We start from the raw sequence: 21,559 nt of genomic DNA, 5'->3' as shown, positions 1-21,559 counted from the left end.
CGTTGACCTGAATCATTCCGCCCGGCGGCTAATACCTCGGGCGGGGTGATCCTTTGGGAAAACGTGTGTATGATGCGGCAGCCGGGAAATTCCCGGCTTTTTTGCGTCTGCACGTTTGATTGCTGTTTTTGTTGCAGAAGATCGGGTTGAATGGCCCGACAGTTTTTCGAGGAAAGTGATGGGCGAAGCCGGTAACAGGCCTTTCGCCGCGTCGTTCATGCGCGTGCGTTTTGAACGGGCCGGTCATTTTCTGCTTCACTCAAGGCTCGCCCTCGGGCTGGCCGCCCGGATCTAAGGGGAATGGCGTAATGGCAACGGTAGACCGCTGGCTGCTGCCAGATGGCATCGAAGAAGTACTGCCACCGGAAGCGGCGCGCATTGAAGTCGCGCGTCGTCAGGTGTTGGATCTGTTCCAGAGCTGGGGTTACGAGTTTGTCGTGACTCCCCATATCGAGTACCTGGAATCCCTGCTGACCGGCGCGGGCCAGGACCTGGATCTGCGTACCTTCAAGGTCATCGACCCGCAATCGGGCCGGCAGATGGGTTTCCGTGCCGACATCACGCCGCAAGTGGCGCGCATCGATGCGCACACCCTGCGTCGCGAAGGTCCGAGCCGTCTGTGCTACGCCGGCAGTGTGCTGCATGCCCAGCCGCGTGCCTTGTCGTCCTCGCGCAGCCCGATTCAGCTGGGCGCCGAGTTGTACGGCGATGCCAGCCCGAGCAGCGACGTCGAAGTCATCAGCCTGATGCTGGCCATGCTGCAACTGGCCGACGTGCCGGACGTGCACATGGACCTCGGGCATGTCGGCATCTACCGCGGTCTGGCCCAGGCGGCCGGTCTGTCGGGTGAAGTCGAGCAGCAGTTGTTCGATGCATTGCAACGCAAGGCCATCGACGAGGTCATTACCTTGACCGAAGGCCTGCCGGCCGATCTGTCCGGCATGTTGCGCGCGCTGGTAGACCTGTGCGGCGGCCGTGAGGTCCTGACCGCTGCCCGCGAGCGTCTGGCCAATGCGCCGGCCCCGGTACTGGCGGCACTGGAAGATTTGCTGGCGATCGCCGAGCGTCTGTCGGTGCGCTTCCCGGAGCTGCCGCTGTACTTCGACCTGGGCGAACTGCGCGGTTATCACTACCACACCGGTGTGGTGTTCGCGGTGTTCGTGCCGGGTGTTGGCCAGTCCATCGCCCAGGGCGGTCGCTACGACGACATCGGCGCCGACTTCGGTCGCGCCCGTCCGGCCACCGGCTTCTCCACCGATTTGAAAACCCTGGTGACCCTGGGGCGTGCTGAGATCGAGCTACCGTCTGGCGGTATCTGGATGCCTGACAGTACGGATGCGGCACTCTGGCAGCAGGTTTGCCAGTTGCGCAGTGAGGGTCAGCGTGTCGTTCAGGCATTGCCTGGACAACCTTTGGCCGCCGCCCGTGATGCGGACTGCGACCGGCAATTGATCCAGCAGAACGGGCTTTGGCAAGTATCGCCACTGGCTTCTTGAGTTTTCCTGCCGGCTGACGCCGGCACCAAGTTTGCGCGAATGAGGACAAGTGTTATGGGTAAGAATGTCGTAGTCCTGGGCACCCAATGGGGTGATGAGGGCAAAGGCAAGATCGTTGATCTGCTGACCGAACATGCTGCCGCCGTAGTGCGCTACCAGGGTGGCCACAACGCCGGTCACACTCTGGTGATCGACGGTGAAAAAACCGTCTTGCACCTGATCCCGTCGGGCGTGCTGCGCGAAGGCGTGCAGTGCCTGATCGGCAACGGCGTGGTGGTTGCACCTGACGCCCTGCTGCGCGAGATCACCAAGCTGGAAGAGAAAGGCGTACCGGTGCGCGATCGCCTGCGCATTAGTCCTTCCTGCCCGCTGATCCTGTCCTTCCACGTGGCGCTGGACCAGGCCCGTGAAAAGGCCCGCGGCGAGCTGAAGATCGGTACGACCGGTCGCGGCATCGGCCCGGCTTACGAAGACAAGGTTGCACGTCGTGGCCTGCGTGTTGGCGACCTGCTCAACATGCCGCGCTTTGAAGACAAGCTGCGTGAACTGGTGGACTACCACAACTTCATGCTGGTCGGTTACTACAAAGAGCCTGCCATCGAGTACGAAAAGACTCTGGCCGAGTGCAAGGAATACGCCGAGCTGCTCAAGCCGCTGATGCTGGACGTGACTGCCGAGCTGCACGACCTGCGTCGCGCCGGCAAAGACATCATGTTCGAAGGCGCCCAGGGTTCGCTGCTCGACATCGACCACGGCACCTACCCGTACGTGACCAGCTCCAACACCACCGCTGGTGGTGTTGCGACCGGTTCGGGCGTTGGCCCGATGTTCCTGGACTACATCCTGGGCATCACCAAGGCTTACACCACTCGCGTAGGTTCGGGTCCATTCCCGACCGAGCTGTTCGACGAAGTCGGCGCGCACCTGGCCAAGCAAGGCCACGAGTTCGGTGCTACCACCGGCCGTGCCCGTCGTTGCGGCTGGTTCGACGCCGTTATCCTGCGTCGCGCTATCGATGTGAACAGCATCTCGGGCATCTGCCTGACCAAGCTGGACGTACTCGACGGCCTGGAAACCATCAACATCTGCACCGGCTACAAAGATGCACAAGGCAACGCTGTTGCCCCGACTGACGCTGACAGCTACGTAGGCCTGCAGCCTGTGTACGAAGAAGTGCCAGGCTGGACCGAATCGACCGTGGGCGCCAAAACCCTGGAAGAGCTGCCGGCCAACGCTCGTGCCTACATCAAACGCGTTGAAGAGTTGATCGGCGCGCCGATCGACATTATTTCGACGGGTCCGGACCGCAACGAAACCATCGTTCTGCGTCATCCGTTCGCTTGATAAGTCGTTGATGTAAAAACACAAAGGCCCCTTCATCGGGGCCTTTGTCGTTTATGCCTGTTGGACGGCATGACCTTTGCTGTGATTCTGTCTACAAGAGTGCCATCAAATTAATGGCGTCAGAAGTAGAGGGATTCAAAGTGTCAGCCGTTCTCTCACTGTTACAAAGCCGTCTGTTGCGGCCCGTGTTCGTTACCCTTGGTATCGCCCTTTTGGTGCAAGTGCTGGTGGCCGTCGCCCTGACGCGGAGCACCGTCACTGCGCTTGAAGCCGATCTCGGCACTCGCCTGGGCGCCGACAGTCAGAAGTTGTCCGGTGAGCTGGAGCAGGCCGGGCGCGAAGTCACGTCGAGCCTCGACAACCTCTCCTCAAGTACCCGTCAGCGTCTTACCGCCGGTCTTTCCTCGCGTCTGAAGGAAGAGCAGGCGCAACTGCGTGCGACTCTGGAAAAAGACCTGAAGGATTCGGCCAATGACATGGCCCAGTTGCTGGCCTCGGTGGCGCCTCGCGCCATGTGGGACAGCGACGTGCCGACCCTGTCCGAGTTCGCCCGCCGGGCCCAGCGCAATCCCAACGTGCTGTTCGTGGTGTATGACGACGCCACCGGCCAGCATCTGACCCGCTACCTCAATCGCGAAAACCCGATCAACAAGGCCCTTTTGGAAAAAGGCCAGGGTGAGCGGGCGCTGGATAAAGTGCTGGATGCGGCGAAGAACGATCCGTCGGTCTACTACCTCGAAGCTTCTATCAATCCCAATGGTGTGGAAATCGGCAAGGTGTTGATGGGCGTCTCGACTGCTTCGGTCGAAACCGATCTGGCGGCGCTCGATCAGCGCTTCACGGCGTTGATTGCCAGCAGCGATCAACTGGTTGGCGACAGTCTCAAAGGCGCCGCTGCCGACAGCGCCACCGCCATGCGTGCGCGCCTGCAGTCGGCGCAATCCACGGCTGCCGAAATGAAGGCCAACACCACCAGTACCGTGCAGGACGCAGCAGCAACTCTGCGCTGGCGTATCGGCATGGGCCTGGCGCTGGTGGGTGCCGGGGTGCTGTTGCTGCTGGCGGTGGTACTCGGTCATCGAGTGGTCAATCGCCTGAAAATGCTCAACGCCGCCATGGATGATCTGGCAGCAGGCGAGGGCGATCTGACCAAGCGTGTGCAGATCAACAGCAAGGACGAAATCGGCGACATGGCGTCGGCGGTCAACCGCTTTGTGGACAAGTTGCAGCCGATCGTGCGCGAGGCCGGGGATGTGGCTCAGCGTACCGGTGTGGAAATCGGCGCCATGACCCTGCGTAACGCCGGTGCCGATGCGGCGGCCGGAATGCAGCGTGATGAAGTGGCCGAGAGTCTGCGGGCGCTTTCGCAAATGGCCGACGAAGCGCAATCGGAAAGTCATGCGATGCAGGCTGCGTTGAAGCAGGTGGTGGATATTCGCCAGGCCACCGACGAGAACACTCGCACCTCGGCCAAGGTCGGCAGCTTGATCGAGGCGCTGGCGGGGCAGGTCGATACAGGGGCGAAAGTCATCGAGCGGCTGGCGCAGCAGAGCGAGCAAATCGAAGTGGTGCTGACCGTGATTCACGGCATCGCCGAGCAGACCAACCTGCTGGCGCTCAACGCGGCCATCGAAGCGGCCCGGGCCGGCGAGACCGGTCGCGGGTTTGCGGTGGTGGCGGATGAAGTCCGCGCGCTGGCGAGCAAGACCCAAAGCTCCACCGGCGACATTCAGGCGCACATCGTGGCCTTGCAGCAGGGTGCCCGTGAAGCGGTCGAGGCGATCGGTCAGGCCGGGCGTCAGGCCAGCGAAGGTTTGCTGGTGCTGCGTGACAGCGCGCGGCTGCAGCAATCGGTGCAGGCGTCGGTCGAGCAGGTGCATGCGGCGATTGGCCTGGCGACTCAGGCAGCGGCGCATCAGGCACAAGGCGCGCAGGCTGTGCGTGGGCGCGTCGAGACGATTCATGCCCAGGCCGAGAAAGCCGCTCAGGCGGTGGTCGAGACTACGGCCAGTGGCAAGGTGCTGGATGGTCTGGCGGCGCAACTCAAGGCTAGTCTGGGGCAGTTCCGGGCCTGATAGTCCGGGCAAAAAAAATCGCAGCCTCGGCTGCGATTTTTTTATCGGCTCAAATACATCCGGGTCGTCAGCAGATACACCGGCAATCCCGAGACCACAATCAACAACGCCGCATAAGGCGCTGCGGCTGCGAACTCGACATTCGCGGTGTGCGCCCAGACTTCGGTCGCCAATGTGTTGAGTCCTGTGGGGCTCAGCAGCAATGTCGCCGTCAGTTCCTTCATAGCATCCAGAAACACCAGCGCAAACGCCGCGCCCAGTGCCGGAAAGATGATCGGCAGGGTCACTCGGCAGAACGCCGTGAACGAAGAGGCGCCCAGCGTGCGGGCGGCTTCTTCGAGTTGCGGTGCGGCCTTGTTCAGCGCCGTGCGGATCGGCGCCTGAGCCAGCGGCAGAAACAGCAGCGCATAAGCGATCAGCAACAGCGCGGAGGTCTGGTACAGCGCCGGCACGTAATGCAGGGCGAAATACACCAGCGTCAGGGCGATCACCAATCCCGGCAGGGCGTGCAGCAGATAGGGCAGGCGCTCGGCCCAGATCGCCAGTTGGCCTTTGTAGCGCACTACCAGCAACCCGACCGGCACTGCCAGCACCAGGCACAATCCCGCGCCACCCAGCGACAGCGCCAATGAAGACAGCAAGGCTTCGGTGATCGCCGCAATCGGGAATGCCGCTGACGATCCCACTGCGAGCCAGTAAGCCAGCATGCCCAGCGGAATCCCGCTGCCGACAATCGCCAGCATCAGGCAATACAGCTGACCGGCGATCGCCCAAGGCCCGAGCCGCACTTGTTCAGCCCGACGCGCCGCGCCCTGGCCGGTGCGCACATGACGGCCTTTGCCGCGAACGCGCAGCTCCAGCCACAACAGCATCAGGCACAGCGCCAGCAACACTGCAGACAGCATTGCCGCATTGGCATTGCTGAATTCCAGTTCGAATTGCTGATAGATCGCGGTGGTGAAGGTTTGCAGGCCAATGATCGACAGTGCGCCGAACTCCACCAGCATGTGCAATGCAATCAGCAGCGATCCCGCCAGCAGCGAAGGCCAGAGCAGCGGCAGGGTGACGCGGAAAAACATGCCCCAGCGATTCTGTCCCAGTGTGCGAGCCGACTCTTCAAGGGATGGATCAAGATTGCGCAGCGTGGCGGCCACCGGCAGAAAGATCAGCGGGTACTTCGACAGGCTCATCACCAGGATTGCCCCGCCGAGTCCTTCGAACTGCGCACTGAGCGAAACCCAGGTGAAACTGCTGACGAATGCCGGCACCGCGAACGGCAGGCAAAGAATCACGCCCCACAGCCGTCGGCCCGGCAGATTGCTGCGCTCCAGCAACCACGCCAGTGACAGGCCGATCACGCCACAGGTCACGGTTACGCCAACCATCAGCGCCAGCGTATTGCGCAGCAGGCCGAACACATACGGGCGCCACAGCAAGTGCAGCGCCTCGGACCAGCCTGCTTGCCAGGCTTTGAGTCCGACGTAGGCCAGCGGCAACAGGCTCATGGCCACCAGCAACAACACCGGCAGCACCAGCCAGATCGACGGCCGCTTGCGCCGTGGCACGTAACCCCCGCGTGTAGCGGGCGCGGATAACGATGCGGTCATCAGTTCAGGCCAACTTCGCGTTCCAGATCCAGCGCTTCTTCGGCATTACCAAGATCGGCCGGCGTGACGTCCGGCGCTTCCAGTTCGCTGAACGGCTTGAGGCCGCGATCGGATTCCATGCCTTTATGCAGCGGGTATTCGGCGGTGGTCTGGGTGATCACGCGCTGGCCTTCTTCGCTGGCCATGTAGGCGAGGAATTGCTGCGCTTCCTTTGGATGCTTGCTGGATTTCAGCACGGCTGCGCTGGAGACAGTGATCAAGCCGCCCACGTCGCCGCCGGTGAAGTAATGCAGTTTGGAGTCGAGCTTGCCTTTCTCCCGCTGCAGGGCGAACCAGTAGTAGTTGTTCACCAGTACGGTGGCGACTTCGCCGTTTTCCACAGCCTTGAGGGCGACCATGTTGTTGCTGTAGGTCTTGCCGAAGGCGCGCAGGCCAGTCAGCCATTCTTCCGCTGCTTCACGACCGTGTTTCTTGATGATGGCTACGGCTTGTTCCTGGAAGGCACCGCTGGTGGGCACGAAACCGACCTTGCCTTGCCACTGCGGATCGGCGAAATCCAGCACCGACTTGGGCAGGTCTTTTTCATCGACCAGTTTCGGGTTGAAGGCGACTACGCGAACCCGTGCGGTGACGCCGATCCAGGTGCCGTTGCCGGCGACATATTCTTTTGGCAGAACAGCCAACGTTGCATCGTCGGTCTTGGCCAGCAGGCCCTGTTCGCCAAGGTTGTTCAGCGGTGGGGATTCTTCGGTGTAGATGACGTCGGCGGGGGATCGGTCGCCTTCTTCGATGATCTGGCTGGCGAGCTGATTGCTGCTGCCCTTGCGCACATTGACGTGAATGCCGGTCTTGGCTTCGAAGGCTTTGGCGATCGCATCGCCGACTTCCTTGTGTTGACCGTTGTAGAGAGTCAGGGAAACCGCGTCGGCAGCCTGGGTGAGGGGAGTGGCGAGTGCCAGGCCGAGCAGGGTGAAGGTCAAGCCGCGGCGCAGGGTATTTCGAAACATCATTCGCAGGGTTCCTCACTGTCGCATTGCAAAAACTTGCAACAATGATAAACGATATTGTTTCTCAAGTGCGCCTTGCGGGGAGGGGGTGGGTCTGGTAAGCGTTGGTTTCAGGTTTTTCCAGACCCCGGAAACGCAAAAACCCGCTTTCGCGGGTTTTTGTGAGATTCAAGATCGTGACCTTGAATTTGAATTGGTGCCCAGAAGAAGACTCGAACTTCCACGACCGTAAGGTCACCAGCACCTGAAGCTGGCGTGTCTACCAATTTCACCATCTGGGCTTCATCTTCAGCGTTGCCGCTGTTGATGTGGCGCACTATACGGAGCGCCTTTTGATCTGTAAACCCCTGATTTGATTTTAATAAATCATTTTCAGAAAAAGGCGGGGCGCAGAATGCAAAAAACCCGCTTTCGCGGGTTTTTGTGTGAGTCTTGAAACTGATCTAGTCTCAAACTCGAAATTGGTGCCCAGGAGAAGACTCGAACTTCCACGACCGTAAGGTCACCAGCACCTGAAGCTGGCGTGTCTACCAATTTCACCACCTGGGCATCTCGTCAACGTGTGTACGTCGTCGATGGCGCGCACTATACGGAGCGCCTTTTTAACTGTAAACCCCTGCCAGCAAAAAAAATGATTTTTTTTACCAGCGGTGTTCAAAACGCCCTCCAGGCGTCGATACAAGGCTCCAGACGCGTCTTATATAGTCGGAAATTTCCCGTTTGATGGCGCCTATGCCAAACTAACCCGCATATAGACAAGGTGAAAACTCTCTAATGGCCGATTGGCAGTCCCTCGATCCCGAGGCCGCTCGTGAAGCGGAAAAATATGAAAACCCTATTCCCAGCCGCGAACTGATCCTTCAGCACCTAGCTGATCGGGGTTCGCCTGCTGCCCGTGAGCAACTGGTCGAAGAGTTTGGTCTGACCACAGAAGACCAGATCGAAGCCCTGCGCCGCCGCCTGCGCGCCATGGAGCGCGACGCTCAACTGATCTACACCCGCCGTGGCACCTATGCGCCGGTGGACAAGCTCGACCTGATCCTCGGCCGCATCAGCGGTCACCGCGACGGCTTCGGTTTCCTGGTGCCGGATGACGGCTCCGACGACCTGTTCATGAGCCCGGCGCAAATGCGTCTGGTGTTCGACGGCGACCGTGCCTTGGCCCGTGTCTCTGGCCTGGACCGTCGCGGTCGTCGCGAAGGCGTGATCGTCGAAGTGGTGTCCCGTGCCCACGAAAGCATCGTCGGCCGCTACTTCGAAGAAGGTGGTATCGGCTTCGTCGTTGCGGACAACCCGAAGATCCAACAGGAAGTGCTGGTCACCCCGGGCCGCAACGCCAACGCCCAGATCGGTCAGTTCGTCGAGGTAAAAATCACCCACTGGCCGACTCCGCGCTTCCAGCCGCAAGGCGATGTTATCGAAGTCGTCGGCAACTACATGGCGCCGGGCATGGAAATCGATGTTGCCCTGCGCACCTACGATATTCCGCACGTCTGGCCTGAAGCCGTTCTGAAGGAAGCCGGCAAGCTCAAGCCGGAAGTCGAAGAGAAAGACAAAGAAAAGCGCGTTGACCTGCGCCATCTGCCGTTCGTCACCATCGACGGCGAAGATGCCCGCGACTTCGACGACGCGGTCTACTGCGAAGCCAAGCCAGGCAAGCTGCGACTGTTCTCCGGCGGCTGGAAGTTGTACGTGGCGATTGCCGACGTTTCCAGCTACGTGAAGATCGGTTCGGCGTTGGATAACGAAGCCCAGGTGCGCGGCAACTCGGTGTACTTCCCCGAGCGCGTGGTGCCGATGCTGCCGGAGCAGCTCTCCAACGGCCTGTGCTCGCTGAACCCGCACGTCGATCGTCTGGCCATGGTTTGCGAGATGACCATCTCCAAGTCCGGCGAAATGACCGACTACTGCTTCTATGAAGCAGTGATCCATTCCCACGCCCGTCTGACCTACAACAAGGTCAGCGCGATGCTGGAAACGCCGAAAGCCACCGAAGGTCGCAAGTTGCGCGGTGAATACACCGACGTCTTGCCGCACCTCAAACAGCTCTACGCGCTGTACAAGGTATTGCTGGCAGCCCGTCACGTGCGCGGCGCGATCGATTTCGAAACGCAGGAAACCCGGATCATCTTCGGTTCCGAGCGCAAGATTGCCGAAATCCGTCCGACCACCCGCAACGATGCGCACAAGCTGATTGAGGAATGCATGCTGGCGGCCAACGTGGCCACCGCAGAATTCCTGAAGAAGCACGAAATCCCTGCGCTGTACCGCGTCCACGACGGCCCGCCGCCGGAGCGTCTGGAAAAACTGCGCGCGTTCCTCGGTGAGCTCGGCCTGTCCCTGCACAAAGGCAAGGATGGTCCGTCGCCGAAGGATTATCAGGCCCTGTTGGCCAGCATCAAGGACCGTCCGGATTTCCACCTGATCCAGACCGTGATGCTGCGCTCCCTGAGCCAGGCGGTGTACAGCGCCCAGAACGAAGGCCACTTCGGCCTGAATTACGAAGCCTATACCCACTTCACCTCGCCGATCCGGCGTTACCCGGACTTGCTCACGCACCGGGCGATCCGCAGCGTGATCCATTCGAAACAGGACACCCCGCACGTTCGTCGTGCCGGTGCGATGACCATTCCGAAGGCGCGCATCTATCCGTACGACGAGGCAGCGCTGGAGCAACTCGGCGAGCAGTGCTCTATGAGCGAGCGCCGTGCCGACGAAGCGACCCGCGACGTAGTGAACTGGCTCAAGTGCGAGTTCATGAAAGATCGCGTGGGCGAATCGTTCCCGGGCGTGATCACCGCCGTGACCGGTTTCGGCCTGTTCGTCGAACTGACCGATATCTACGTCGAAGGTCTGGTGCACGTTACGGCGCTGCCGGGCGACTACTACCACTTCGACCCTGTGCATCACCGCCTGGCGGGCGAGCGCACCGGTCGCAGCTTCCGTCTTGGCGATACCGTTGAAGTGCGCGTGATGCGCGTCGATCTCGACGAGCGCAAGATCGACTTCGAGATGGCTGAAAAAACCATCAGCGCGCCGATCGGCCGCAAGAAGCGTGGCGCCGAAACAACCGCTCCAGCGGCCAAGGCTGTGGAAGAAAAGGCTCCGGCGAAAACCGCCAGCCGTCGTCCGGCCAAGGAAAAGGTTGCCGAGGCTTATCGCCCGAGCGACGCCGTGGCGAAAAACGCCGAGCTGCGCAAAAGCCGTGAAATGAAGAAGGCCTTGCTGGCCGACGCCAAAAACGGTGGTAAAGCGGCGTCCGGGGGAAAGACCGGACGGTCGGTGCCTGAAAAGGCCTCCGGCGGCAAGCCAGCCAAACCGAGCAAACACCGTAAAGGCCCGCCGAAAGCGGGTTCCGCTCCAGCCAAAAGTGGCGGGGCGCGTAAACCGAAGGCGAAGTCATGAGTCAGTTGGAAAAAATCTACGGCGTTCACGCGGTAGAAGCGTTGCTGCGTCACCACCCTAAACGCGTCAAGCAGATCTGGCTGGCTGAAAGCCGCAACGATCCGCGCGTGCAGACGCTGATCGAGCTGGCCAACGAAAACCGGGTCCAGATCGGTCAAGCCGAGCGCCGCGAAATGGACGCCTGGGTCGAAGGCGTGCACCAAGGTGTGGTGGCGGACGTCAGTCCGAGCCAGGTCTGGGGCGAAGCGATGCTCGACGAGCTGCTCGATCGCACCGAAGGCGCACCGTTGCTGTTGGTGCTCGACGGCGTGACCGACCCGCACAACCTCGGCGCCTGCCTGCGTTCGGCGGATGCTGCCGGTGCGCTGGCGGTCATCGTGCCAAAAGACAAGTCGGCCACCCTGACCCCTGTGGTGCGTAAAGTGGCTTGCGGCGCGGCGGAAGTAATTCCGCTGGTGGCCGTCACCAACCTTGCGCGTACCTTGGAAAAACTCCAGCAGCGCGGGTTGTGGATTGTCGGCACAGCGGGTGAGGCCGAGGTCAGCATCTATGACCAGGACCTGACCGGCCCGACCATCCTGATCATGGGCGCCGAAGGCAAAGGCATGCGTCGCCTGACCCGCGAGCATTGCGATTACCTGGTGCACCTGCCGATGGCCGGTAGCGTCAGCAGTCTCAACGTCTCGGTTGCGACCGGCGTGTGCCTGTTCGAGGCCCAGCGCCAGCGCGGTGCCAAGGCCAAGGCGACTGCCAAAAAGGCTTAAGCCTCACGCCGATTCAAATGTGGGAGCGGGCTTGCTCGCGAAAACGGAGTGTCAGTCGACAAAAATGTTGCCTGATGTATCCCCTTCGCGAGCAAGCTCGCTCCCACAGCGTTTTATGGCGGGGCAAAATTTCGGTGACTGTTCAAATAATCACCAATTGCCTTGCACCTCTTCTGTCCCTTCTCTACAATTGCGCCCCTTGCTGTGGCGGCAGGCATGCATGTGCCCCGCGCCAGCAAGTCCATAAGTGTCATTCACTCCTTGTCTGACCGTTTTTGAGCGGCAGGCTACAACCCGTAAGGAGCATTCATGCGTCATTACGAAATCATCTTTCTGGTCCACCCTGACCAGAGCGAGCAAGTCGGCGGCATGGTTGAGCGTTACACCAAGCTGATCGAAGAAGACGGCGGCAAAATCCACCGTCTGGAAGACTGGGGCCGTCGTCAACTGGCCTACGCAATCAACAATGTTCACAAGGCTCACTACGTGATGCTGAACGTTGAGTGCACCGGCAAGGCCCTGGCCGAGCTGGAAGACAACTTCCGCTACAACGATGCTGTGATCCGTAACCTGGTCATCCGTCGCGACGAAGCCGTTACCGGCCAGTCCGAGATGCTCAAGGCTGAAGAAAACCGCAGTGAGCGCCGTGAGCGTCGCGAACGTCCTGAGCACGATGGCAGCGCCGATGGCGATGACAGCGATAGCGACAGCGACAACAGCGATAACGCTGACGAGTAATCCACGGACCTTTTAAGGAGCCTATCAAATGGCACGTTTCTTCCGTCGTCGTAAATTCTGCCGCTTCACCGCTGAAGACGTGAAGGAGATCGATTACAAAGATCTCAACACTCTGAAAGCCTACGTATCCGAGACCGGCAAAATCGTTCCAAGCCGCATCACCGGTACCAAAGCTCGTTATCAGCGTCAGCTGGCCACCGCTATCAAGCGCGCCCGCTTCCTGGCCCTGCTGGCCTACACCGACAGCCACGGCCGCTGAGACCGGGCAGTCGACAGGTAGCAAAGGATTGAATGCATGCGTGCCTTAGCTGAGTTCATCATGCGCGGCCGTATGCAGGCCACTCTCGTAGTGGCCGGGTGTGCAACATTGCCGTTGTTGTATTGGTTGGGTGCTGCCGCCGGGAGCCTGGTGCTTCTGCGGCGCGGATTGTCGGACGCCCTTGGCGTTCTGGTTCTGGGACTGCTGCCAGCGTTGATCTGGTGGCTCAAGTTCGATGACCCGCGGGCACTTCTGGTGCTGCTGGGGTCTTCGGGGCTTGCGCTGGTGTTGCGCGCAAGCGAGTCCTGGGTTCGCACGCTGCTGGTCAGCGTAGCCATGGGGCTGGTGTTTTCAGTGGTGCTCGGGGCGGCTTTCGCGCCCCAGATCGAGAAGCTGGCGCAGGACCTTGTACAGGTCATGCCGCTGCTCCTCGGTGATGCCTACCAACAATTGTCGGTAGACGAGCAGGCGCGTTTCGCGTCGCTGATCGCACCGGTCCTGACCGGCCTGATTGCGGCCTTGTTGCAGATCGTCAGCGTGCTGAGCCTGATTGTCGGGCGTTACTGGCAGGCGTTGTTGTACAACCCGGGTGGTTTTGGTCGCGAGTTTCGCGCCATCCGGATCCCGCTGGGGCCGGCGATGTTACTGCTGGCGTTGATGCTTCTGGGCCCGAATCTCGGTGCACAGATGGCCATGTTGACGCCGTTGTGCAGTGTACCGCTGGTGTTCGCCGGGCTGGCCCTGATTCACGGGCTGGTGGCGCAAAGGCGACTGGCCGGTTTCTGGCTGGTGGGGTTGTACGTGACGCTGTTGCTGTTCATGCAGCTGATCTATCCGTTGCTCGTGGTTCTGGCCATTGTCGACAGCCTGATTGATTTTCGCGGTCGGGTGTCGAAAGACACCGATAACGCGAACGGTGAAGGTTAAAAGTTAAGAGGATTTCCACATGCAACTGATCCTTCTGGAAAAAATCGCCAACCTGGGCAACCTGGGCGACAAAGTAAACGTTAAGGCCGGTTACGGCCGTAACTACCTGCTGCCTTTCGGCAAAGCCACCGCTGCGACCGCTGCCAACCTGGCTGCGTTCGAAGAGCGTCGCGCTGAGCTGGAAAAAGCCGCCGCAGACCGTAAAGCATCGGCTGAAAGCCGTGCTGCCCAACTGGCCGAGCTGGAAGTGACCATCACTGCCACCGCTGGCGACGAAGGCAAGCTGTTCGGTTCGATCGGTACTCACGACATCGCTGACGCACTGACCGCCTCCGGCGTTGAAGTTGCGAAAAGCGAAGTTCGTCTGCCGAACGGCACCATCCGCAACGTGGGTGAATTCGACGTGGCTGTGCACCTGCACGCCGAAGTTGAAGCCACCGTACGCGTTGTCGTGGTAGCAGCTTAAGCAACACCCTGATCGACTGGCGGCTTGTCCGTCAGGCGGTTAACATCGGGCACGATCCTGTTTACAGGTCGTGCCCTTTGTCTTTCTGCACTCCCTGCTTTTCCTGATTAAAAAGTGGCCATGAACGAAATCTCCGCTCCCGAGCAATACGATCTGCAAACCGCCGCGCTGAAGGTGCCGCCGCATTCCATCGAGGCCGAACAGGCCGTGCTCGGTGGTCTGATGCTGGACAACAACGCCTGGGAACGCGTGCTCGATCAAGTCTCCGACGGCGATTTCTACCGACATGACCACCGTCTGATTTTCCGTGCGATCGCCAAACTGGCCGATCAGAACATGCCGATCGACGTCGTGACGCTTGCCGAGCAACTGGACAAGGAAGGTCAGACCTCGCAGGTCGGCGGTCTCGGTTACCTCGGCGAGCTGGCGAAAAACACGCCGTCCGTCGCCAACATCAAGGCCTATGCGCAGATCGTCCGCCAGCGTGCGACGTTGCGTCAGTTGATCGGTATCAGCACCGAAATTGCCGACAGCGCCTTCAACCCCGAAGGCCGCACCGCCGAGGAAATCCTCGACGAAGCCGAGCGCCAGATCTTTGCAATTGCCGAGGCCCGACCAAAAACCGGTGGCCCGGTGGGTGTGAATGACCTGCTGACCAAGGCCATCGACCGCATCGACACCCTGTTCAACACCGCCGACTCGATCACCGGCCTGTCCACCGGCTACACCGACCTCGACGAGAAGACCAGTGGCCTGCAACCGGCCGACTTGATCATCGTCGCCGGCCGTCCGTCGATGGGAAAGACCACCTTTGCGATGAACCTGGTGGAAAACGCCGTACTGCGCAGCGACAAGGTGGTGCTGGTGTACTCCCTGGAGATGCCAGGCGAATCGCTGATCATGCGTATGCTGTCGTCCCTCGGTCGTATCGACCAGACCAAGGTGCGTTCCGGCCAGCTGGAAGACGACGACTGGCCGCGCCTGACCTCGGCGGTCAACCTGCTCAACGACCGCAAGCTGTTCATCGATGACACCGCCGGCATCAGCCCGTCGGAAATGCGTGCCCGGACCCGGCGTCTGGTGCGCGAGCACGGCGACATCGGCCTGATCATGATCGACTACCTGCAGCTGATGCAGATCCCTGGCTCCAGCGGTGACAACCGGACCAACGAGATTTCCGAGATCTCCCGATCCCTGAAAGCCCTGGCCAAGGAATTCAACTGCCCGGTAGTCGCCCTGTCGCAGCTCAACCGCTCCCTGGAACAACGTCCCAACAAGCGCCCGGTGAACTCCGACTTGCGGGAATCCGGAGCGATCGAGCAGGACGCCGACGTGATCATGTTCGTATACCGGGACGAGGTTTATCACCCGGAAACCGAGCACAAAGGCATCGCCGAAATCATCATCGGCAAACAGCGGAACGGCCCGATCGGCTTCATCCGCCTGGCCTTCATCGGCAAGTACACGCGCTTCGAAAACCTCGCGCCGGGCAGCTATAACTTCGACGACGACGAGTAAGTCTGTCGTCATCTGAAAGCCCCTGATATTTCCGACCGCAGCCGTCGGAATTGGTCATTTTTTGTGCTATATTCCGCGCCCGCGATTTTGCACCTCAACACCGGTCATCGACATGCAAGCAGCCAAGCCGTTATTTGACTATCCAAAATACTGGGCCGAATGTTTCGGGCCGGCGCCATTCCTGCCGATGAGCAGGGAGGAGATGGATCAGCTTGGCTGGGATTCCTGCGACATCATCATTGTTACGGGAGATGCCTACGTCGATCACCCGTCGTTCGGCATGGCGATCATCGGCCGGCTGCTGGAGTCGCAAGGCTTCCGCGTCGGGATCATCGCGCAGCCTAACTGGCAGTCCAAAGACGACTTCATGAAGCTCGGCGAGCCGAACCTGTTCTTCGGCGTCGCGGCCGGCAACATGGACTCGATGATCAACCGCTACACCGCGGACAAGAAAATCCGTTCCGACGACGCCTACACCCCGGGCGGCATGGCCGGCAAACGTCCGGACCGCGCGAGCCTGGTTTACAGCCAGCGCTGCAAGGAAGCCTACAAGCATGTGCCGATCGTGCTCGGCGGCATCGAAGCCTCCCTGCGCCGTATCGCCCACTACGACTACTGGCAGGATCGCGTGCGCAACTCGATCCTGATCGACGCCAGCGCCGACATCCTGCTGTACGGCAACGCCGAGCGGGCGATTGTCGAAGTCGCCCAGCGTCTGTCCTACGGTCACAAGATCGAAGACATCACCGATGTGCGCGGCACCGCGTTCATCCGTCGCGACACGCCGGCGGGCTGGTACGAAGTCGACTCCACGCGCATCGACCGTCCGGGCAAGATCGACAAGATCATCAACCCGTACGTCAACACCCAGGACACTCAGGCTTGCGCGATCGAGCAGGAGAAGGGGCCGGTTGAAGATCCGGAAGAAGCCAAGGTCGTGCAGATCCTGGCCAGCCCGAAAATGACCCGCGACAAGACCGTGATCCGCCTGCCGTCGATGGAAAAGGTGCGTAACGACCCGGTCCTGTACGCCCACGCCAACCGCGTGCTGCACCTGGAAACCAACCCGGGCAACGCCCGTGCGCTGGTGCAGAAGCATGGCGAGATCGACGTCTGGTTCAACCCGCCGCCGATTCCGATGACCACTGAAGAAATGGACTACGTGTTCGGCATGCCTTACGCACGTGTTCCGCACCCTGCGTACGGCAAGGAAAAGATCCCGGCCTACGACATGATCCGTTTCTCGGTGAACATCATGCGTGGCTGCTTCGGTGGCTGCACCTTCTGCTCGATCACCGAGCACGAAGGCCGGATCATCCAGAACCGTTCCGAAGAGTCGATCATTCGCGAAATCGAAGAGATCCGCGACAAGGTGCCGGGTTTCACCGGCGTCATTTCCGACCTCGGCGGCCCTACCGCGAACATGTACCGCATCGCCTGCAAGAGCCCGGAAATCGAATCCGCGTGCCGCAAGCCGTCCTGCGTGTTCCCGGGCATCTGCCCGAACCTGAACACCGACCACTCGTCGCTGATTCAGCTGTACCGCAGTGCCCGTGCGTTGCCGGGTGTGAAGAAGATCCTGATCGCCTCCGGCCTGCGTTACGACCTCGCGGTCGAGTCGCCGGAGTACGTCAAGGAGCTGGTGACCCACCACGTCGGTGGTTACCTGAAGATCGCCCCGGAACACACCGAGGAAGGTCCGCTCAACCAGATGATGAAACCGGGGATCGGCACCTACGATCGCTTCAAGCGCATGTTCGAGAAGTACACCAAGGAAGCCGGGAAAGAGCAGTACCTGATTCCGTACTTCATCGCCGCGCACCCGGGCACCACTGACGAAGACATGATGAACCTGGCCCTGTGGCTCAAGGGCAACGGCTTCCGGGCCGACCAGGTGCAGGCGTTCTATCCGTCGCCGATGGCCACCGCTACCGCGATGTACCACTCGGGCAAGAACCCGCTGCGCAAGGTCACCTACAAGAGCGACGGCGTGACCATCGTCAAGAGCGAAGAGCAGCGTCGTCTGCACAAGGCGTTCCTGCGTTATCACGACCCGAAGGGCTGGCCGATGCTGCGTGAAGCGCTGACCCGCATGGGCCGCGCCGACCTGATCGGGCCGGGCAAGAACCAGTTGATCCCGCTGCATCAGCCGGCCACCGACAGCTACCAGAGTGCCCGTCGCAAGAACTCGACACCGGCCGGCAGCCACAAGGTCGCGAAAGAGAAGACCACAAAGATCCTCACCCAGCACACCGGTCTGCCACCGCGCGCCAGCGACGGCGGCAATCCGTGGGACAAGCGTGAACAGGCCAAGGCCGCGGCATTCGCCCGCAACCAGCAGGCCGCCAAGGAGCGCAAGGAAGCGGCGAAAGGCAAAGGGCCGAAGCCGGCACGCAAACCGGTCGTACCGCGCTGAAACGCACTTGAGCTGAACAGAACGCCAACCTTCGGGTTGGCGTTTTGCGTTGTGCCTCGCAACATTTGCGTGCAACTGTGCCAAACCATTTCACCGCATCGCCCGATTTTGGTGCTGTACTGCCCTAAGCATTCCGGGAAAGCGCCCAAGCCTCTGCATGGCATAAGTCTTGCGCGCTTTCGAATACGCTTGGGCTCGCAGGAGGCACGCCGTGTCGATTCATGTCGCATTGCATCACGTCACGCATTACCGCTACGACCGCGCTGTCGAACTCGGCCCGCAGATCGTGCGTCTGCGCCCGGCTGCCCACAGCCGCACGCGGATTCTGTCCTATTCGCTGAAAGTCTCGCCCGAGCAGCACTTCATCAACTGGCAGCAGGACCCTCAGGGTAACTACCTCGCACGGCTGGTGTTCCCCGAGAAAACCGCCGAACTGCGGATCGAGGTCGACCTGCTGGCCGAGATGGCGGTGTTCAACCCGTTCGACTTTTTCCTCGAGCCCTATGCCGAGAAAATCCCCTTCGCCTATGCCGCCGATGAACGCAAGGAGCTGGCGCCGTACCTCGAAACCCTGCCGCTGACGCCGAAATTCAAGGCCTATCTGGACGCCATCGACCGCACGCCGTTGCCGGCCGTGGACTTCCTGGTGGCGCTCAACCAGCGTCTGAGCGAAGACATCAATTACCTGATTCGCATGGAGCCGGGCGTACAGACCCCGGAACACACCCTCGAACATGCCTCCGGTTCCTGCCGCGATTCGGCATGGCTGCTGGTGCAACTGCTGCGCAACCTCGGGCTGGCGGCGCGTTTCGTCTCCGGTTACCTGATTCAACTGACCGCCGACGTGAAAAGCCTCGACGGCCCATCCGGCACCGAAGTGGACTTCACCGACCTGCACGCCTGGTGCGAGGTGTATCTGCCCGGCGCCGGCTGGATTGGCCTTGATGCGACGTCGGGGTTGTTCGCCGGTGAAGGGCATATCCCGTTGGCTTGTAGCCCTGATCCGTCCTCGGCGGCGCCGATCAGTGGTCTGGTGGAGCCTTGCGAATGCGAGTTCAGCCACGAAATGTCCGTGGAGCGGATCTGGGAAGCGCCGCGGGTCACCAAGCCCTACACCGATGAGCAATGGCTGGCGATCCAGGCGCTGGGCCGGCAGATCGATGCCGATCTGCTGGAAGGCGATGTGCGTCTGACCATGGGCGGCGAGCCGACCTTCGTGTCCATCGACGACCCCGACGGTGCCGAGTGGAACACCGCCGCGCTGGGCCCGGACAAGCGCCGGCTCTCCGCCGAACTGTTCCAGCGCATGCGCAAGCATTACGCGCCCAAAGGGCTGGTGCATTTCGGCCAGGGCAAGTGGTATCCGGGTGAGCAACTGCCGCGCTGGTCGCTGAATTGCTACTGGCGCCGCGACGGCGTGCCGATCTGGCACAACAACGCATTGATTGCCGATGAACAGCAGGATTACGGCGCCACGGGTGAACTGGCCGGGCGCTTTCTGGCGAGTGTCGCCGAACGCCTGAAACTGCCGACACGCTTCGTCTTCCCGGCCTACGAAGACCATTTCTATTACCTCTGGCGCGAGGGCGCCTTGCCGAGCAACGTCAGCGCCGAAGACTCGCGTCTGGAGGAGCCACTGGAACGTGCGCGGCTGCGCAAGGTGTTCAGTCAGGGGCTGGACAAGGTCATCGGCCAGGTGCTGCCGCTGGCGCGCACCGCCAAGGGCGATCAATGGCAGAGCGGGCGCTGGTATCTGCGCGATGAGCATTGCCGGTTGGTGCCGGGAGATTCACCGCTCGGCTATCGCCTTCCATTGGGCTCGCAGCCCTGGGTGAAGGCGGCGGAGTATCCGTTCATTCATCCGAACGATCCGAATCAGGACTTCCCCGAACTGCCCGAAACATCGCAGCTCAACGAACACGGCGAGCCCGCTCCGGCGGACGATCGTGTGCCGAAAATCGACGAGTCCGCCGACTGGCTGACCCGCACTGCGTTCTGCGCCGAGGCCCGGGAAGGCCGGTTGTACCTGTTCATGCCGCCGCTGGAGCGGGTCGAGGATTATCTGGAGCTGGTGGCCGCCATCGAAGCCACCGCCGAGGAGCTTCATTGCCCGGTATTGCTGGAAGGCTACGAGCCGCCGAGCGATCCGCGCCTGAGCAATTTCCGCATCACCCCGGATCCCGGCGTTATAGAGGTCAACGTGCAGCCGTCCGCGACGTGGGACGAGTTGGTCGAGCGCACCGAATTTCTATACGAAGAAGCGCGCCAGACCCGACTGTCCACCGAGAAATTCATGGTCGACGGTCGACACACCGGAACCGGCGGCGGCAACCATTTCGTCCTCGGCGGCGCGACACCGGGCGATTCACCGTTTCTGCGCCGTCCGGACCTGCTGCGCAGCCTGATCAGCTACTGGCACAACCACCCGTCGCTGTCCTACCTGTTTTCCGGTCTGTTCATCGGCCCGACTTCTCAGGCGCCACGAGTCGATGAAGCGCGCAACGATGCGTTGTACGAACTGGAAATCGCTTTCGCGCAGATGCCGGCGCCGGGAGAGGAATGCCCGCCGTGGCTGGTGGATCGACTCTTGCGCAATCTGCTGATCGACGTCACTGGCAACACCCATCGCGCCGAGTTCTGCATCGACAAACTGTATTCACCGGACGGCGCCACCGGACGCCTCGGTCTGTTGGAGTTGCGTGCGTTCGAGATGCCGCCCCATGCGCGCATGAGCCTGGCTCAGCAGCTGTTGTTGCGGGCGCTGGTGGCGCGGTTCTGGCGCGAGCCTTATGCGCCGCCGAAACTGGTACGCTGGGGCACGGAGCTGCATGACCGCTTCCTGTTGCCGCATTTCATCGAGCAGGACTTCGCCGACGTCATCGTCGAACTCAACAATGCCGGTTATCCCCTGCGCGCCGAATGGTTCGCGGCGCACTTTGAGTTTCGTTTCCCCAAGGTTGGCGATTACGCCGTCAACGGTATCGAACTGGAATTGCGTCAGGCACTTGAACCCTGGCATGTGCTGGGCGAGGAGGGCGCGGCGGGCGGTACGGTGCGTTACGTCGATTCATCGCTGGAGCGCCTGCAGGTCAAGCTTACGGGGCTGCCGCCGCAGCGGTACTTGCTGACCTGCAATGGCATCCCGATGCCGTTGCAACCGAGCGGGCGGGTGGGCGAGTTTGTCGCCGGGGTGCGTTTCCGTGCGTGGCAACCAGCCAATTGCCTGCAACCGACGATCCCGGTGCACGCGCCGCTGGTGTTCGACCTGCTCGACACCTGGATGCAGCGCTCGCTGGGCGGTTGCCAGTACCACGTCGCGCATCCGGGCGGGCGCAATTACGAAACGCTGCCGGTCAATGCCAACGAAGCGGAGAGCCGGCGCATGGCGCGTTTCTTCCGCATCGGACACACGCCGGGGAAACTTCCTATACCCAATGTCGAAACGAACGACGAACTGCCGATGACTCTCGATTTGCGACGCTTTTAGGTCGTACGCGACGCCCGGATTTTTCGTATATCCGGGCGTCATGTGCGTGC

General features: G+C 61.1%; 14 protein-coding genes and 2 tRNA genes. 12 read left to right on the top strand and 4 right to left on the bottom strand.

The window, feature by feature from the left end; translation table 11 throughout:
- Positions 1-308: 308 nt before the first annotated feature.
- The 3 genes from AC1Q9F_RS13510 to AC1Q9F_RS13500 all read left to right on the top strand — a co-directional run bounded on the left by AC1Q9F_RS13510 (position 309) and on the right by AC1Q9F_RS13500 (position 4,915).
- Positions 309-1,496 carry an ATP phosphoribosyltransferase regulatory subunit gene (locus AC1Q9F_RS13510; protein WP_007950716.1) on the top strand — a complete coding sequence of 396 codons (1,188 nt, stop codon included), beginning with the start codon at positions 309-311 and terminating at the stop codon, positions 1,494-1,496.
- Between the two features lie 54 nt (positions 1,497-1,550).
- Positions 1,551-2,840: an adenylosuccinate synthase gene (locus tag AC1Q9F_RS13505; protein ID WP_207984858.1), complete on the top strand. Its 1,290-nt coding sequence runs from the start codon at positions 1,551-1,553 to the stop codon at positions 2,838-2,840.
- A 140-nt stretch (positions 2,841-2,980) separates the two neighbouring features.
- The gene (locus tag AC1Q9F_RS13500) at positions 2,981-4,915 is read left to right on the top strand and encodes a methyl-accepting chemotaxis protein (RefSeq protein ID WP_127796751.1); all 1,935 of its coding nucleotides are present in this window, start codon (positions 2,981-2,983) and stop codon (positions 4,913-4,915) included.
- 41 nt (positions 4,916-4,956) lie between these two features.
- Here AC1Q9F_RS13500 and AC1Q9F_RS13495 read toward each other — a convergent pair whose 3' ends face one another.
- From AC1Q9F_RS13495 to AC1Q9F_RS13480, 4 genes are all read right to left on the bottom strand, one after another.
- Complete coding sequence (locus tag AC1Q9F_RS13495) at positions 4,957-6,522, bottom strand: ABC transporter permease (protein ID WP_207984859.1); 1,566 nt, start codon at positions 6,520-6,522, stop codon at positions 4,957-4,959.
- Entirely contained in the window at positions 6,522-7,532 is a 1,011-nt protein-coding gene (locus AC1Q9F_RS13490; RefSeq protein ID WP_207984860.1) for an iron ABC transporter substrate-binding protein, read from the bottom strand. The genes AC1Q9F_RS13495 and AC1Q9F_RS13490 overlap by 1 nt, the downstream gene beginning before the upstream one ends.
- 191 nt (positions 7,533-7,723) lie before the next feature.
- Positions 7,724-7,810, bottom strand: a tRNA-Leu gene (locus AC1Q9F_RS13485).
- Positions 7,811-7,991: 181 nt separating this feature from the next.
- Positions 7,992-8,078, bottom strand: a tRNA-Leu gene (locus AC1Q9F_RS13480).
- A 225-nt stretch (positions 8,079-8,303) separates the two neighbouring features.
- On the opposite strand from AC1Q9F_RS13480, the gene rnr reads away from it, so the two are divergent.
- The 9 genes from rnr to AC1Q9F_RS13435 all read left to right on the top strand — a co-directional run bounded on the left by rnr (position 8,304) and on the right by AC1Q9F_RS13435 (position 21,509).
- Positions 8,304-10,934 carry a ribonuclease R gene (gene rnr / locus AC1Q9F_RS13475; protein WP_207984861.1) on the top strand — a complete coding sequence of 877 codons (2,631 nt, stop codon included), beginning with the start codon at positions 8,304-8,306 and terminating at the stop codon, positions 10,932-10,934.
- Complete coding sequence (rlmB, locus tag AC1Q9F_RS13470) at positions 10,931-11,698, top strand: 23S rRNA (guanosine(2251)-2'-O)-methyltransferase RlmB (protein ID WP_207984862.1); 768 nt, start codon at positions 10,931-10,933, stop codon at positions 11,696-11,698. Before rnr ends, rlmB begins: the two co-directional genes overlap by 4 nt.
- 309 nt (positions 11,699-12,007) lie before the next feature.
- The gene (gene rpsF, locus AC1Q9F_RS13465) at positions 12,008-12,436 is read left to right on the top strand and encodes a 30S ribosomal protein S6 (protein ID WP_007950702.1); all 429 of its coding nucleotides are present in this window, start codon (positions 12,008-12,010) and stop codon (positions 12,434-12,436) included.
- Between the two features lie 28 nt (positions 12,437-12,464).
- The gene (gene rpsR, locus AC1Q9F_RS13460; protein WP_002551829.1) at positions 12,465-12,695 is read left to right on the top strand and encodes a 30S ribosomal protein S18; all 231 of its coding nucleotides are present in this window, start codon (positions 12,465-12,467) and stop codon (positions 12,693-12,695) included.
- 36 nt (positions 12,696-12,731) lie between these two features.
- Positions 12,732-13,622, top strand: coding sequence for a YybS family protein (locus AC1Q9F_RS13455; RefSeq protein WP_207984863.1), 891 nt, complete (start codon positions 12,732-12,734; stop codon positions 13,620-13,622).
- Between the two features lie 19 nt (positions 13,623-13,641).
- Positions 13,642-14,088, top strand: a complete 447-nt coding sequence (gene rplI, locus AC1Q9F_RS13450) for a 50S ribosomal protein L9 (RefSeq protein WP_003186385.1) — start codon at positions 13,642-13,644, stop codon at positions 14,086-14,088.
- Positions 14,089-14,208: 120 nt separating this feature from the next.
- Complete coding sequence (gene dnaB / locus AC1Q9F_RS13445; RefSeq protein WP_007950700.1) at positions 14,209-15,606, top strand: replicative DNA helicase; 1,398 nt, start codon at positions 14,209-14,211, stop codon at positions 15,604-15,606.
- A gap of 112 nt (positions 15,607-15,718) precedes the next feature.
- Positions 15,719-18,022, top strand: a complete 2,304-nt coding sequence (locus AC1Q9F_RS13440) for a YgiQ family radical SAM protein (protein WP_007950699.1) — start codon at positions 15,719-15,721, stop codon at positions 18,020-18,022.
- 211 nt (positions 18,023-18,233) lie between these two features.
- On the top strand, positions 18,234-21,509 hold the full coding sequence (locus AC1Q9F_RS13435) for a transglutaminase family protein (RefSeq protein WP_492620124.1): 3,276 nt from the start codon (positions 18,234-18,236) through the stop codon (positions 21,507-21,509).
- The last annotated feature ends 50 nt before the right edge of the window (positions 21,510-21,559 follow it).

This window comes from Pseudomonas sp. GW823-FHT04A03, from assembly GCF_058796615.1.
Note: the sequence above shows the minus strand (reverse complement) of the source record. Positions and strands in the feature narration are given on the sequence as shown.

What these genes read in the sequence shown, in the direction of transcription:
- rplI (WP_003186385.1), top strand. Translation starts at nt 13,642, where the DNA reads ATGCAACTGATCCTTCTGGAAAAAATCGCCAACCTGGGCAACCTGGGC.
- rlmB (WP_207984862.1), top strand. Translation starts at nt 10,931, where the DNA reads ATGAGTCAGTTGGAAAAAATCTACGGCGTTCACGCGGTAGAAGCGTTG.
- AC1Q9F_RS13440 (WP_007950699.1), top strand. Translation starts at nt 15,719, where the DNA reads ATGCAAGCAGCCAAGCCGTTATTTGACTATCCAAAATACTGGGCCGAA.
- rnr (WP_207984861.1), top strand. Translation starts at nt 8,304, where the DNA reads ATGGCCGATTGGCAGTCCCTCGATCCCGAGGCCGCTCGTGAAGCGGAA.
- AC1Q9F_RS13505 (WP_207984858.1), top strand. Translation starts at nt 1,551, where the DNA reads ATGGGTAAGAATGTCGTAGTCCTGGGCACCCAATGGGGTGATGAGGGC.
- rpsR (WP_002551829.1), top strand. Translation starts at nt 12,465, where the DNA reads ATGGCACGTTTCTTCCGTCGTCGTAAATTCTGCCGCTTCACCGCTGAA.
- AC1Q9F_RS13490 (WP_207984860.1), bottom strand. Translation starts at nt 7,532, where the DNA reads ATGATGTTTCGAAATACCCTGCGCCGCGGCTTGACCTTCACCCTGCTC.
- rpsF (WP_007950702.1), top strand. Translation starts at nt 12,008, where the DNA reads ATGCGTCATTACGAAATCATCTTTCTGGTCCACCCTGACCAGAGCGAG.
- dnaB (WP_007950700.1), top strand. Translation starts at nt 14,209, where the DNA reads ATGAACGAAATCTCCGCTCCCGAGCAATACGATCTGCAAACCGCCGCG.
- AC1Q9F_RS13455 (WP_207984863.1), top strand. Translation starts at nt 12,732, where the DNA reads ATGCGTGCCTTAGCTGAGTTCATCATGCGCGGCCGTATGCAGGCCACT.
- AC1Q9F_RS13510 (WP_007950716.1), top strand. Translation starts at nt 309, where the DNA reads ATGGCAACGGTAGACCGCTGGCTGCTGCCAGATGGCATCGAAGAAGTA.
- AC1Q9F_RS13495 (WP_207984859.1), bottom strand. Translation starts at nt 6,522, where the DNA reads ATGACCGCATCGTTATCCGCGCCCGCTACACGCGGGGGTTACGTGCCA.